This is a genomic window from Micromonospora mirobrigensis (genome assembly GCF_900091555.1).
Classification (GTDB): Bacteria; Actinomycetota; Actinomycetes; order Mycobacteriales; family Micromonosporaceae; genus Micromonospora; species Micromonospora mirobrigensis.
Map to the genome: position 1 here is coordinate 61,415 of NZ_FMCX01000011.1, position 13,232 is coordinate 74,646.

Annotated in this window: 17 protein-coding genes and 1 riboswitch; of the genes, 8 read left to right on the top strand and 9 right to left on the bottom strand. The window is 73.3% G+C overall.

The window, feature by feature from the left end:
- Positions 1–63: 63 nt before the first annotated feature.
- Complete coding sequence (locus tag GA0070564_RS26495) at positions 64–654, bottom strand: ECF transporter S component (RefSeq protein ID WP_091614996.1); 591 nt, start codon at positions 652–654, stop codon at positions 64–66.
- 74 nt (positions 655–728) lie between these two features.
- Positions 729–835, bottom strand: a riboswitch (TPP riboswitch).
- A 76-nt stretch (positions 836–911) separates the two neighbouring features.
- Here GA0070564_RS26495 and GA0070564_RS26500 point away from each other — a divergent pair.
- The 5 genes from GA0070564_RS26500 to GA0070564_RS26520 all read left to right on the top strand — a co-directional run bounded on the left by GA0070564_RS26500 (position 912) and on the right by GA0070564_RS26520 (position 5,977).
- Positions 912–1,736 (top strand): alpha/beta fold hydrolase, encoded by an 825-nt coding sequence (locus tag GA0070564_RS26500; protein ID WP_091614999.1) that lies wholly within the window; start codon positions 912–914, stop codon positions 1,734–1,736.
- Entirely contained in the window at positions 1,733–2,545 is an 813-nt protein-coding gene (locus GA0070564_RS26505; RefSeq protein ID WP_091615002.1) for an AAC(3) family N-acetyltransferase, read from the top strand. Before GA0070564_RS26500 ends, GA0070564_RS26505 begins: the two co-directional genes overlap by 4 nt.
- On the top strand, positions 2,542–3,291 hold the full coding sequence (locus GA0070564_RS26510; RefSeq protein WP_091615005.1) for a sugar isomerase domain-containing protein: 750 nt from the start codon (positions 2,542–2,544) through the stop codon (positions 3,289–3,291). Before GA0070564_RS26505 ends, GA0070564_RS26510 begins: the two co-directional genes overlap by 4 nt.
- A gap of 95 nt (positions 3,292–3,386) precedes the next feature.
- Entirely contained in the window at positions 3,387–3,890 is a 504-nt protein-coding gene (locus tag GA0070564_RS26515; RefSeq protein WP_091615008.1) for a DUF6328 family protein, read from the top strand.
- Between the two features lie 116 nt (positions 3,891–4,006).
- Positions 4,007–5,977 carry an acyl-CoA dehydrogenase family protein gene (locus tag GA0070564_RS26520; protein ID WP_091615011.1) on the top strand — a complete coding sequence of 657 codons (1,971 nt, stop codon included), beginning with the start codon at positions 4,007–4,009 and terminating at the stop codon, positions 5,975–5,977.
- Between the two features lie 33 nt (positions 5,978–6,010).
- Here GA0070564_RS26520 and GA0070564_RS29540 read toward each other — a convergent pair whose 3' ends face one another.
- The 8 genes from GA0070564_RS29540 to GA0070564_RS26555 form a co-directional block, all read right to left on the bottom strand.
- Positions 6,011–6,181 carry a hypothetical protein gene (locus GA0070564_RS29540; protein ID WP_176730852.1) on the bottom strand — a complete coding sequence of 57 codons (171 nt, stop codon included), beginning with the start codon at positions 6,179–6,181 and terminating at the stop codon, positions 6,011–6,013.
- Positions 6,182–6,190: 9 nt separating this feature from the next.
- Positions 6,191–6,796 carry a hypothetical protein gene (locus GA0070564_RS26525; protein ID WP_091615015.1) on the bottom strand — a complete coding sequence of 202 codons (606 nt, stop codon included), beginning with the start codon at positions 6,794–6,796 and terminating at the stop codon, positions 6,191–6,193.
- Between the two features lie 121 nt (positions 6,797–6,917).
- Positions 6,918–7,313, bottom strand: coding sequence for a Fur family transcriptional regulator (locus tag GA0070564_RS26530; RefSeq protein ID WP_091615019.1), 396 nt, complete (start codon positions 7,311–7,313; stop codon positions 6,918–6,920).
- 62 nt (positions 7,314–7,375) lie between these two features.
- Positions 7,376–7,675 carry an ArsR/SmtB family transcription factor gene (locus GA0070564_RS26535; RefSeq protein WP_088972685.1) on the bottom strand — a complete coding sequence of 100 codons (300 nt, stop codon included), beginning with the start codon at positions 7,673–7,675 and terminating at the stop codon, positions 7,376–7,378.
- Between the two features lie 43 nt (positions 7,676–7,718).
- Positions 7,719–8,594, bottom strand: a complete 876-nt coding sequence (locus GA0070564_RS26540; protein ID WP_091615024.1) for a metal ABC transporter permease — start codon at positions 8,592–8,594, stop codon at positions 7,719–7,721.
- Positions 8,594–9,355 carry a metal ABC transporter ATP-binding protein gene (locus GA0070564_RS26545; RefSeq protein ID WP_091615028.1) on the bottom strand — a complete coding sequence of 254 codons (762 nt, stop codon included), beginning with the start codon at positions 9,353–9,355 and terminating at the stop codon, positions 8,594–8,596. The genes GA0070564_RS26540 and GA0070564_RS26545 overlap by 1 nt, the downstream gene beginning before the upstream one ends.
- Entirely contained in the window at positions 9,352–10,299 is a 948-nt protein-coding gene (locus GA0070564_RS26550; protein ID WP_091615032.1) for a metal ABC transporter substrate-binding protein, read from the bottom strand. Before GA0070564_RS26550 ends, GA0070564_RS26545 begins: the two co-directional genes overlap by 4 nt.
- Before the next feature lie 53 nt (positions 10,300–10,352).
- Complete coding sequence (locus tag GA0070564_RS26555) at positions 10,353–10,610, bottom strand: DUF6703 family protein (protein ID WP_091615035.1); 258 nt, start codon at positions 10,608–10,610, stop codon at positions 10,353–10,355.
- A 27-nt stretch (positions 10,611–10,637) separates the two neighbouring features.
- Between GA0070564_RS26555 and GA0070564_RS26560 the strand changes: the two genes are divergently transcribed.
- The 3 genes from GA0070564_RS26560 (at position 10,638) to GA0070564_RS26570 (ending at position 13,172) form a co-directional block, all read left to right on the top strand.
- Positions 10,638–10,979: an antibiotic biosynthesis monooxygenase family protein gene (locus GA0070564_RS26560; RefSeq protein ID WP_091615038.1), complete on the top strand. Its 342-nt coding sequence runs from the start codon at positions 10,638–10,640 to the stop codon at positions 10,977–10,979.
- Positions 10,980–11,163: 184 nt separating this feature from the next.
- Positions 11,164–11,643, top strand: a complete 480-nt coding sequence (locus GA0070564_RS26565; protein WP_091615194.1) for a hypothetical protein — start codon at positions 11,164–11,166, stop codon at positions 11,641–11,643.
- A 149-nt stretch (positions 11,644–11,792) separates the two neighbouring features.
- Positions 11,793–13,172: a glycine--tRNA ligase gene (locus GA0070564_RS26570; protein ID WP_091615041.1), complete on the top strand. Its 1,380-nt coding sequence runs from the start codon at positions 11,793–11,795 to the stop codon at positions 13,170–13,172.
- Positions 13,173–13,232 lie beyond the last annotated feature (60 nt).

Genomic DNA, 13,232 nt, shown 5'->3' on the forward strand with positions numbered 1-13,232 from the left:
GGTTGGCGGCACAATCGGAGATCCACATCGCCGTCAACTCCGTGATCAACGAAAGGATCGGGGTCAGACCGTGGCGCGGTCGCGGGCTACCGGGAAGCGGTCCAGGGCGCCGGTGTTGGCCAGGGCTCGGGTGAGGTAGTAACCGCCGACGCCCGCGATCAGGGCCGAGCTGACCACGGTCAGCGCCGCGTACGGCAGGCGGTAGCCGACCAGGGCGTACTCGGAGTTCCAGACGAAGAAGTCGAACAGGGCGGCGCTGAGGCCGGTCAGCGCGCCGGCGAGCACCGCCACCGGCAGCCGGAACGACCGGTACCGGAAGGCGGCGAAGGCCAGCTCGGCGCCGAGCCCCTGGACCAGGCCCTGGACGATGACGACGCCACCCCACTGGCTGCCCAGCAGCGCGGAGACGACCGCCGCGACGGTCTCGCAGAACAGGGCCGCGCCCGGCTTGCGGATGACCAGGCCGCCCAGCACGGCGGGGACCAGCCAGACGCCGTACATGATCGCCTGAGCGGCGGGCGCCGCGGCGAAGGCCGGGTCGGCGGCCTTCCAGACCAGCCCCCAGGCCCAGAAGACGACGCCGAAGGCGACGGCGATGACCGCGGCGACCACGATGTCGATGGTGCGCCAGCGGTTGCTGTCGGTGTGGTTCATGGTGTGCTCCCAGTCCAGTGAACGAACCAGGAGAAGACGCACGCCGCGCCCGGTGGCTACCGGACGGCGGCGCGGCTGGAGGTCGACCGAACTCCCTGCGCTGGCATTACCCAGATCAGGTTCGAGGGTCTGCGGGCTGGTGCCCGCACTCTCAGCGCTGTGCGCTCCCCTGTCGGATGTGAAGTTGTCTCGATGCAGACGCTAGCACCGCACGTGGGCGGCGGCCCAGTGGGCCGACGGTGGGTAGGCTGCCGATCATGCGGGTCGACGCGCGAGGTCTGACGTTCGAGGTACGCACCGGCGGTCCGGAGGACGGCGTACCCGTCCTGCTGCTGCACGGCTTCCCCCAGCACAGCGGCGAGTGGGATGCGGTGCTGCCCGCGCTGCACGCCGCCGGGCTGCGCACGTACGCCCTGGACCAGCGCGGCTACTCGCCGGGGGCGCGGCCGGCCGAGGTCGGGGCGTACCGGATCCCGGAGCTGGTGGCCGACGCGGCCGGCGTGCTCGACGCGCTCGGGGTGACCGCCGCGCACGTGGTGGGACACGACTGGGGGGCCATCGTCGCCTGGGGTCTCGCCGCCGCCCACCCGGACCGGGTGCGCACGCTGACCGCGGTCTCCGTGCCGCACCCGGCGGCGATGGGGCACGCCCTGGCCACCGATCCGCAGCAGAAGGCCCGCTCGTCCTACATCGCGCTGTTCCGCAAGCCGGGCAAGGCGGAGAAGGTGCTGCTGGCGTTCAACGCCACCGCGCTGCGCAGGCTGCTCTCCGGGGTCGGCGACCGGGCGCGGGTGGCCCGCTACGCCGACCCGATGCGCGAGCCGGCCGCGCTGACCGCCGCGCTGAACTGGTACCGGGCCATGACCGGCTCCGACATGAAGGCCGTCGGCCCGGTGACCGTCCCCACCACCTACGTCTGGAGCGACAAGGACATCGCCATCGGCCGGACCGCCGCGCAGGCCTGCGCCGGCCACGTCGAGGGCGACTACCGCTTCGTCACCCTGCCCGGCGTCACCCACTGGATCCCGGACGAGGCGCCGGGGCCGCTGGCCGAGGCGATCCTCGCCCGGGTCCGGGGGTGACCGCGACGCCCGCGCCGGCCGGGCCGCACACCCGCGCGTCCCTCGCCGCGCAGCTCCACGACCTGGGAGTACGCCCCGGCGGGGTGGTCCTGGTGCACGCCGCGTCGCGCCCGTTGGGCTTCCTCTGCGGCGGTCCGGAGGCGATGGTGCTCGCCCTGCGCGACGTGCTGGGGCCGGACGGGACGATCGTGGTGCCCACCCACACCCCGGAGAACAGCGACCCGGCCGGCTGGAGCAGGCCGCCGGTGCCGGCGCACTGGTGGCCGGTGATCCGGGCGGAGTCACCCGGCTTCGACCCGGCGCGGACGCCCAGCCGGTTCATGGGCGCCCTCGCCGAGCAGGTGCGGACCTGGCCGGGGGCGCGGCGCAGCGCCCACCCGCAGGTGTCGTTCGCCGCGCTCGGTCCGGCGGCCGACCGGATCGTGGTCGGCCACGCGTTGACCGACATGCTGGGCGAGACCTCCCCGCTGGCCCGCCTCTACGACCTCGACGCCGACGTGCTGCTGCTCGGCGTCGACCACGGTTCCAACACCTCGCTGCACCTGGCGGAGTACCGGCTGCCCGGCCTGCCTCGGCAGCGTTGCGGCGCGGCCGTGTCGACCGGTGACGGCGGCCGGGAGTGGGTGTGGTGGGACGACGTGGACCTCGACGAGAGCGACTTCGCCCGGCTGGGCGACGACCTGGCGGCCACCGGTGCGGAGCGGACCGGGCCGGTGGGCGACGGGACCGGCCGGTTGGTGCGGCAGCGGACGGCGGTCGACTTCGCGGTGGGCTGGCTGGCCCGGGAACGACGGACGGAGACGGCATGACGGTGAGCGCGGAGGCGTACCTGGCGGTGGTGCGCGAGACGGTCGACCGGGTGGCGATCGGCCAGCGGGCCGCGGTGGGGGAGGCCGCCGACCTGATCGCCGAGGCGCTGGCCGCCGACGGGGTGGTCCACGCCTTCGGCACCGGGCACTCCGAGGCGCTGGCCATGGAGATCGCTGGCCGGGCCGGCGGGCTGGTCCCCACCAACCGGATCGCGCTGCGCGACCTGGTGCTGTACGGCGGGGAGCCGGCCGGCATCCTCGGCCCGAAGCTGGAACGCGACCCGGCGGTGGCGCACCGGCTCTACGAGCTGGCCCCGGTCCGTCCGTCGGACGTCTTCGTGCTCGCCTCCAACTCCGGGGTGAACGGGGCCATGGTGGAGTTCGCCGCCCTGGTCAAGGAGCGCGGCCACCGGCTGGTCGCGATCACCTCGGTGGCGCACTCGGCCCGGATGACCTCCCGGCACCCGTCCGGGCGCAAGCTGGCCGACTTCGCCGACGTGCTGCTGGACAACGGCTCCCCGTACGGGGACGCGACGCTGCCGCTGCCCGGTGGCGGCGCGGTCGGGGCGGTCTCCTCGATCACCGCCGCCCTGCTGGCGCAGCAGATCGTCGCCGAGGTGGTGGCCCGGATGATCGCCGCGGGGCGGACCCCGCCGGTCTACCTGTCGGCGAACATCACCGGTGGCGATGCGCACAACGACGCGCTGGAGGCCCGGTACGCCGGCCGGATCCGCCGCGGATCGTGAGCCGGTTTCGCCGAGGTCGAAATCGGGCACTGGGCGGGCGCCGGCGGAGTGGGACCTCTCGCCGGCAGCCGCGTATCAGTGGGAGGTAGCACCGCGTGTCGAAGGAAACCGAGAAGCAGCGCTGGCAGCGCAACTTCGCCGATCTCCTCCAGGAGTTGCGGGTCGCGCAGACGGGCGTGCAGATCCTCTTCGCCTTCCTGCTCACCCTGCCGTTCAGCAACGGCTTCACCCGTACCAGCGAGTTCCAGCGGGACGTCTACATCGTCGCGCTGCTCTCCGCCGCCGCCGCCACCGCGATGATCATCTCGCCGGTGGCCTTCCACCGGGCGCTGTTCCGGCAGGGTCGCAAGCCGGAGCTGGTGCGCTTCTCGCACACCATGGCCAGCGGTGGCCTCGCCTTCATGCTGATCTCGATGGTCAGCGCGGTGCTCCTGATCACCGACTTCGTCCTGGACCGGCCGATCGCCTTTCTGCTCTCCGCGATCACCGCGCTGTGGTTCCTGAGCTTCTGGGTCTTCCTGCCCTTCGCCCGGCGCAGCTGGGGCGAGGACGACATCGACGACGATGACGACGACCCCGAGGCGCCGTCCGGCGACTGACCCTCCGGCTGCGAAAAATCGGACGTGCACGCAACGCTACCTCTGGGTAACACCCGGGGGTAGCGTTGCATTTGCGCACGTCGACTTCTCCGGACCGAGGTTTTCAGGGGGCAGCCGTGACCACGACGCAGGACAGCTCATCCATCCCCGACGGTGTCGGGCCGCTGCCGTTGGAGGCCGGCCAGGTCTCCGAGAAGGAGGCCCGCCAGGTCGCCGAGGCCGCCCGCGAGGCCGCCTGGGACCGGCCCAGCTTCGGCAAGGAGCTCTTCCTCGGCCGGTTCCGGCTCGACCTGATCGACCCGTGGCCGCGCTCCGACCCGGCCGACGACGCCCGCGGCGAGGAGTTCCTCAGCGCGCTGCGGTCGTACCTCTCCTCCGAGGTGGACGGCGCCGCGATCGAGCGGGACGCCCGCATCCCCGACGAGGTCTTCCACGGCCTCGCCCGGCTCGGCGCGTTCGGCATGAAGATCGACCGGAAGTACGGCGGCCTCGGCCTGAGCAACCTGCACTACTGCCGCGCCCTGATGCTGGCCGGCTCGGTGAGCCCGGCGATCGGCGCGCTGCTCTCCGCGCACCAGTCGATCGGCGTGCCACAGCCGCTGAAGATGTTCGGCACCGCCGAGCAGAAAGAACGCTTCCTGCCCCGGCTCGCCGCCGGTGAGGTGTCGGCGTTCCTGCTCACCGAGCCGGACGTCGGCTCCGACCCGGCCCGTCTTGCCACCACCGCCACCCCCACCGCCGACGGCACCGGCTACCGGCTCGACGGGGTGAAGCTCTGGGCCACCAACGGGACCGTCGCCACCCTGCTGGTGGTGATGGCCCGGGTGCCGGCCGGCGAGGGGCGCCGGGGCGGGATCACCGCGTTCGTGGTCGACGGCGACGCCGAGGGGATCACCGTCGAGCGGCGCAACGCCTTCGTCGGCCTGCGCGGCCTGGAGAACAGCCTGACCCGCTTCCACGACGTCTTCGTCCCGAAGGAGAACGTCATCGGTGGCGAGGGCAAGGGGCTGAAGATCGCCCTGACCACGCTGAACACCGGCCGGTTGTCGCTGCCCGCGATGTGCGTCGGCGCCGGCAAGTGGTCGCTGAACGTGGCCCGCGAGTGGGCCGCCGACCGGGTCCAGTGGGGCCGGCCGGTCGGCGAGCACGAGGCCGTCGCCAAGAAGCTGGCCTTCATCGCCGCCACCACGTACGGCATGGAGACCATGCTGGACCTGTGCTGTCTGCTCGCCGACGACGACCGCAACGACATCCGGATCGAGGCGGCCCTGGTCAAGCTCTACGCCAGCGAGATGGCCTGGACGATCGGCGACGAACTGATCCAGATCCGTGGCGGGCGCGGCTACGAGACGGCCGACTCACTGGCCGCCCGGGGCGAACGCCCGGCCGCCGTCGAACAGATCCTGCGCGACCTGCGGATCAACCGGATCTTCGAGGGCTCCACCGAGATCATGCACCTGCTGATCGCCCGGGAGGCCGTCGACGCGCACCTCTCCGTCGCCGGCGACATCATCGACCCGGACGCCGGTCTCGGTCGCAAGGCGAAGGCGGGCGCCCGGGCGGGCGCCTTCTACGCGAAGTGGCTGCCCACCCTGGCCGTCGGCGCGGGCCAGCGGCCGACCGCGTACGCCGAGTTCGGGCCGCTCGCCGGGCACCTGCGGCACGTCGAGCGGACCTCCCGCAAGCTGGCCCGGTCCACCTTCTACGCGATGTCCCGCTGGCAGGGCAAGATGGAGCGCAAGCAGGCGTTCCTGGCCCGGATCGTCGACATCGGGGCGGAGCTGTTCGCCATCTCCGCGGTCTGCGTACGGGCCACCGCCGAGCGGGACGCCCGTCCGGAGAACGTCGAGCTGGCCGACCTGTTCTGCCGACAGGCCCGGGTCCGGATCGACCAGCTCTTCACCGGCCTGTGGGAGAACACCGACTCGGTGGACGTGGCGGCGGCCAAACGGATCCTCGCCGGCCGGTACGCCGCCCTGGAGGAGGGCGTGATCACCCCGCCCGCCGACGCCCCCTGGGTGGCCCGCTGGACCCCGGGCCCGTCCACCGCCGAGGACGTCCGCCGCCGAATCCCACCCGCCTCCTGACGGCGCCGCCGCTGACCCGGCACCTGCGTCGGGTCAGCGGCGGGCGATGGCCCAGGCCAGCACGGCGGCCAGGATCAGGCCGTTGAGCAGCGCCAGCACCAGGTACGCCTGCGGCGGGATCTTGCGGCCCCGGCGGACGAAGCTCACCAGCACGGCCGCGTACGCCAGCAGCGCCACGGCGATGACGATCAGGAAGTAGAGCACCCGCACACCCTAACGGCCGCCCTTGAGGCCGAGTCGGCGCAGCTCCAGCGCGGCCAGCGCGTCGAGGGTGGCGTCGTCGCCGCGGCGCCACGCCTCGGCGACGTCGGGGGCGATCCGGGCGAGCCGGCCCAGCGGCTGACCGGTCAGCGCGCGCAGCGCCAGCAGGTCCCGACCGGCGGGCGCGGCGGCCAGCGACTTCGCCGCGCCGGCCCGGCGCATCCAGCGCAGCCGCAGCGGCAGCCAGCCGAAGAGGACCAGGCCGAGCGGGAAGATCAGCACCGCCACGGTCAGCGCCAGGGCCAGCTGCCCGACCAGGTCCTGCTGGTCCCGGCCGGCCTCGGCGACCGAGCGGGCCGCCTCGGCGGCCCTGGTGAACGGCGCGGTCAGCTCGTCGCCGACCAGCGGCACCCGGCCGACCTTGCCGCCGGCGTCGGCCAGGTTGTCGGCGAGGCCGGTGCCCGCGCCCTCCAGCTTCCGACCGGGTACGGCGAGCTTCTCCACCAGGTCGTGCAGCCACAGCGCGAAGCGCACCGCGGCGTACACCCAGGCGACGACGAGCAGGTCGGTGAGGAACTGGCGGGCGGCGGTCGGGAAACGATCGGCGTAGATCTTCACGCCGGACAGCGTGCCACGCCTCGCCCCCCGGCGGCACTCCGCCGCATGTCCGGCCGGCCATGCCGCACAGTGTTAAGAGGGGGCCCCTGCTATACCGCAGGCGTTAAGAAGGGGCCCCTCCTTACGCGCAGGCGGCGCAGGTGCCGATGATCTCCAGGGTGTGGCTGACGTCCGAGAAGCCGTGCTGGGCGGCCACCCGCTCGGCCCAGGTCTCCACCGCCGGGCCGGCCACCTCGACCGTCCGGCCGCAGGCCCGGCAGACCAGGTGGTGGTGGTGACCCTGGCTGCACCGGCGGTAGAGGTGCTCCCCGCCCGGCGGCCGCATCACGTCGATCTCGCCCGCGTCGGCCAGCCCCTGCAACGTGCGGTAGACGGTGGTCAACCCGACCCGCTCGCCGCGTTGCCGCAGCATGGCGTGCAGGTCCTGGGCGCTGTGGAAGCCCTCGACCTCGGCCAGCAGCGCGCTCACCGCCGAGCGCTGCCGGGTGTTGCGGACCACGGTGCCGGACTCGGTCATGTCACCTCCCGACGAAGTGGCGGTGCCGGCTCGCGGGGCCGGCACCGGGCGGCCCGTGGCGCTCACGTGCCCTCTCCGGCGTGGCTGACCGCGTCGGCCACGATGTGCGCGACGTGCTCGTCGACCAGCGCGTACGCGATCTCCCGGCCGCGCCGGGAGCCGCGTACGACGCCCGCGCCGCGCAGCACCCGCAGGTGCTGGGAGACCAGCGGCTGCGGCGCGCCGAGCTTGTCGACCAGTTCGTGCACGCACCGTTCACCCTGCGCCAACTCGCTCACGATCGCCAGCCGGATCGGGGCCGCCAGGGCGCGCAGCAGGTCACCCGCGCCCTCGAAGGCGTCGTACCCGTTCGTGCCGGTCACCGGGCCACGGTAACCAATTCGGCGTCCCCGGCGCGGAACAGCCTCACCGGAGCACCACCTCGTGCTCGTGCGGTTCGGTCACCGGGACCGCCGGGTGCGGGGCCAGGCGGCGGCGCAGCGCCCGCCATCCGGCTGCGGCGAGCGCGACGACCAGGAAGCTGGCGATGGCCAGCAGCACCACCGACGCGCCCGGGGCGGTGTTCGCGTTCGCGGCGACCACGACGCCACCGCCGGCGGCGAACAGGCCGAGCGTCATCGCCGCCGCCATCGTGCTGCGGAAACCGCGGGTGACCTGCTGGGCGGTGGCCACCGGCACCACCATCAGGGCGCTGATCAGCAGGACGCCGACGGCCCGCATGGCGATGGTCACGGTCACCGCGGTGGTCACCGCGAGCAGCATGTTCAGCGCCCGGACGGGCAGGCCGGAGACCCGGGCGTACTCCTCGTCGTGGCAGACCGCGAAGAGCGCCGGGCGCAGCACCAGCATGAGCACCAGGATCGCCACGCCGAGCACGCCGATGGTGACCAGGTCCGCCGGGGACGTGGTGGTCAACGACCCGAAGAGGTACGCGTTGAGCGACGCGTTGCTGGCGTCGGAGAGCCCGACCAGCATCACCCCGCCGGCGATGCCGCCGTAGAAGAGCAGCGCCAGGGCCAGGTCGCCGGAGGTGCGGCCCCGGGAGCGGACCAGCTCGATGGTGACCGCGCCGAGGGTGGCGGCGAGCACCGCCACCAGCACGGGGGAGCGGTTGAGCAGCAGCCCGGCGCCGACGCCGGTGAGCGCGACGTGCCCGATCCCGTCGCCGATCAGCGCCAGCCGCCGCTGCACCAGGTAGATCCCGAGCGCCGGGGCGGCCAGCCCGATGATCAGGGCGCCGACCAGGGCGCGCAGCATGAAGTCGTACTGGAAGAGGTCCATCACATGCTCCACAGCCCGGCGGGCTCCTCGGCACAGTGCGGGTGCACGTGGTCGTGGTCCGGCTCCGCGTGGTGGCCGGCGGGTTCCGGGACCGCGCCGTCGTGGGCGATGCCGCCCTGGTGGACGACGACCGCCCGGCTGATCAGCGGGCGCAGCGGGCCCAGCTCGTGCGCCACCAGCAGCACCGTGCCGCCGCCGCCGACGAAGCCGCGCAACGCACCGGCGAACGCCTCCTGGCTGGCCGCGTCCACCCCGGCGGTGGGCTCGTCGAGCACCAGCAGCTCCGGTTCGCCGGCCAGCGCGCGGGCGATCAGGGTGCGCTGCTGCTGGCCGCCGGAGAGGGTGGCCACCGGGTCGCCGGCCCGGTCGGCCAGCCCGACGGCGTGCAGCGCGGCGGTCACCGCCGCCCGGTCGGCGCGGCCCGACGGGCGCAGCACGCCCCGGCGGGCCAGCCGCCCGGAGGCCACCACCTCGCCGACCGTGGCCGGTACGCCGCTGCCCGCGCCGAGCCGCTGCGGGACGTACCCGATGCGGTGCCACTGCCGGAAGCGGCGCTGCGGCGCGCCGAAGAGGGTGACCGTCCCGGCGGCCAGCGGCACCAGGCCGAGCACGGCGCGGATCAGGGTGGACTTGCCGGAGCCGTTGGCGCCGAGGACGGCGACCACCTCCCCGGCGGTGACGGTCAGCGAGACGTCGCGCAGCACGGGCCGGCCGTCGTAGCCGACGGCCGCGTGCGCGACCTGGATGACGGGTGTGCTCATGAGCAGTCCAAGGCGGTACGCAGGGTCTGGAGGTTGGTACGCATCGCCGAGAGGTAGTCGCCCTCGGCGGGTGGGCCCTCGATCGGGTCGAGCACCGCGGTCCGCGCGCCGACCGTGCGGGCCACGGTCTCGGCGACCTTGGGGCTGACCAGGGTCTCGAAGAAGATGGTGCTGGCCCGGTGGTCCCGGGCCTCGCGGACCACCTCGGCGAGGCGCTGCGGGGAGGGCTCGGCCTCGGGGCTGAGCCCGGTGAGGCCGACCTGCTCGAGCCGGTAGCGCTGGGTGAGGTAGCCGAAGGCGGTGTGGCTGGTCACGATCTCCCGGCGCTGGCAGGTGGCCAGCCCGGCGGTGAACTCCCCGTCGAGCTTCGTCAGCTCGGAGCGCAGCGACCCCGCCCGGGCGGTGTAGTCGGCGGCGTGCTCCGGGTCGACCCTGCCCAGCCGCTCGGCGAGCCGGTCGCCGACGGTGGCCAGCCGGGTCGGGTCGAGCCAGAGGTGCGGGTCCTTGCCGCCGTGCTCCTCCTCGGCGTGACCGGCCGCGCCCTCGTGGCCGGCGTCACCCTCGTGGTCGTGGCCACCGGCCGCGACGTCGAGCAGCGGCTGCACGCCGGTCACGTCGAAGGCCCGGTCGCCGGCGTTCTGGGCGACCGCCTCGTCGACGCTGGGCTGGAAGCTGCTGAGGTAGACCACCAGCTCCGCCTCGGCGACCTGGCCGACCTGTCGGGGGTTGAGTTCCAGGTCGTGCGGCTCGGCGCCCGGCTTGGCCAGGTCGGTGACCCGTACCGCGTCGCCGCCGATCCGCTCGGCGAGGAAGCGCAGCGGGTAGAAGGCGGCCACCACGTCCACCCGCCGTGGGTCGGCGCCCGCCCCGTCGCGGGTGCAGGCCGCGGTGCCGCCCAGGGTGAGCAGGGCGGCGGTGGCGGCGGCGAGGGTGCGGAGCGTCATGGCACCACTGTCCGCCCTAACGAAATTGATTGTCAAAAGCGCATGGTTGCATGTCACAGCAGCTTGGCCAGGGCGACCGCGATCAGCACGGTCAGCATCAGCAGCCGGATCACCCGGCCGGCCGGGGCCTGCACCGGCCAGGTGGTGGCCAGCAGCCAGACCAGGGCGGCGGCCAGCGCCAGCAGCAGCACCCCGCCCACCGGGGCGGGCGCGAAGAACGCCACCAGCACCAGGACCAGCGCGGCCAGGAACGCCGACGTCGGGTTCACCCGGGCCAGCCGGACCAGCAGGGGGCTCTGCGTACGCTGCATCCCACAGACTCTACGAGGAGGATCCCGGTGCTGGTGACCAACCGGTTCGTGGTCGACGAGGATGTCGCGCCCGCCTTCACCGAGCGGGCGCACGCCGCGCTCACCGCGCTCGCCGCCCGCCCCGGCTACCTGCGCGGGGAGCTGCTGCGCGCGCTCGACGACCCCCGGCACTGGTGCCTGGTGACCGACTGGGAGTCGGTCGGGGCGTACCGGCGGGCGCTGGGCGGGTTCGACGTCAAGGTGCACGCCACCCCGCTGCTCGCCGAGTCGCTCGACGAGCCGTCCGCGTACGAGACGCTGGCCAGCGCCGCCCCGAACGGCGAGATCGTCGAGGCGGCCAGTGATCGGGCCGCACGCCCCTACCGGTGAGCCGGCGGGCACTACCCTGCACGGTATGACCGCTCCCGGACCGCCGTACCCCGTGTCGCCCGGCCAGGGCGGCCAGCCACCGGTCCCGGCGGGCGGCCACCCGGCCTTCCCCGGCTCTCCCGCCGCCGGCCACCCGGCGTCCCCGGCCTCACCCGCCGCCGACCATCCGGCGTCCCCGGCCCAGGTGGGCGCGCCCGCGCCGCCGCCGGGCCCCGGGGTGGTCCCGCCGTTCGCCGCGCCGCCCACCGAGGGCCGGCAGGCCCGGCTCTGGCTGGGGCTGGGCGTCGGCGCGCTGGCCCTGCTGCTCTGCTGCGGCGGAGGCGGCGCCGCCCTGGTCGGCTTCGCGGTGAGCAACGTCCAGGCGGTACGCGAGCAGGGCAGGACCGCCACCGAGCACTACTACCAGGGGCTGCGCGACCGCAACTACGACGAGTCCTACGACCAGCTCTGCGAGGACGCCCAGCGGCGGGAGAGCCGCGCCCAGTTCGAGCGGCGGGTCTCCGAGCAGCCGCAGGTCACCGCGTACCGGGTCGGCGAGGTCGACCCGAACTCGCTCACCGTGCCGGTCGACGTGACCTTCACCGGTGGGGACCGGCGCACCCAGCAGGTCACCCTTGCCCCGGACAGCGGCACCGGCTCGATCGAGGTCTGCGGGATCAGCTGACCGGGGCGGCGCGGAGGCGGCCGGGGGCGGCCGGCCCCGGCCCGAGTATTCTGCTGGGCTCGGGCTCCCGGTCGCCGTACCGTGGTCCCGAACCGACCGTTCCATCCACATCTCGCCCCCGCCGACCGCCAGCCGGCGTAGGAGGAAACATGCCAGCCGACCGTATCGATGCCGTCGTCAGCCTCGCCAAGCGCCGGGGCTTCGTCTTTCCCTCCAGCGAGATCTACGGAGGCACCCGGTCGGCGTGGGACTACGGCCCGCTCGGCGTCGAGCTCAAGGAGAACGTCCGCCGGCAGTGGTGGCGGACCATGGTCCAGCAGCGCGACGACGTGGTCGGCCTCGACTCCGCCGTCATCCTGGCCCGCAAGGTCTGGGAGGCCAGCGGCCACATCGCCGAGTTCGTCGACCCGCTCACCGAGTGCCAGTCCTGCCACAAGCGGTTCCGCGCCGACCACCTCGAAGAGGCGTACGAGGCCAAGCACGGCAAGCCGCTGGCCTCGCTGGCGGAGCTGAACTGCCCGAACTGCGGCAACAAGGGCACCTTCACCGAGCCGAAGATGTTCAACGGCCTGATGAAGACCTACCTGGGCCCGGTGGAGAGCGAGGAGGGGATGCACTACCTGCGCCCCGAGACCGCCCAGGGCATCTTCGTCAACTACAAGAACGTCGAGACGGCCGCCCGCAAGAAGCCGCCGTTCGGCATCGCGCAGACCGGCAAGTCGTTCCGCAACGAGATCACCCCCGGTAACTTCATCTTCCGGACCCGCGAGTTCGAGCAGATGGAGATGGAGTTCTTCGTCGAGCCGGGCACCGACGAGCAGTGGCACGAGTACTGGCTCTCCGAGCGCTGGAACTGGTACCTCGACCTCGGCCTCTCCGAGAGCAACCTGCGCTTCTACGAGCACCCCAAGGAGAAGCTCTCCCACTACTCGAAGCGCACCGTCGACATCGAGTACAAGTTCCAGTTCGGCGGCACCGAGTTCGCCGAGCTGGAGGGCATCGCCAACCGGACCGACTTCGACCTGTCCACGCACAGCAAGCACTCCGGCGTCGACCTGTCGTACTTCGACCAGACCAAGGGCGAGCGCTGGATGCCGTACGTGATCGAGCCGGCCGCCGGCCTGACCCGCGCGGTGCTCGCCTTCCTGCTCGAGGCGTACGACGAGGACGAGGCCCCGAACACCAAGGGCGGCGTGGACAAGCGCACCGTCATGCGCTTCGACCCGCGGCTGGCCCCGGTCAAGGTGGCGGTGCTGCCGCTGTCCCGCAACGAGGCGCTCTCGCCCAAGGCCAAGCAGCTCGCCGCGGACCTGCGCAAGCGGTGGATCGTGGAGTTCGACGACTCGCAGGCCATCGGCCGCCGCTACCGCCGGCAGGACGAGATCGGCACCCCGTTCTGCGTCACCGTCGACTTCGACACCCTGGACGACAACGCGGTGACCGTGCGGAACCGGGACACCATGGCCCAGGAGCGGGTCGCCCTGGACCAGGTGGAGCGCTACCTGATCGAGCGCCTCCCCGGCTGCTGAGGTGTAAGCAGGGGCCCCTTCTTAACGCTTCTGGTATAGGAGGGGCCCCTTCTTAACGCC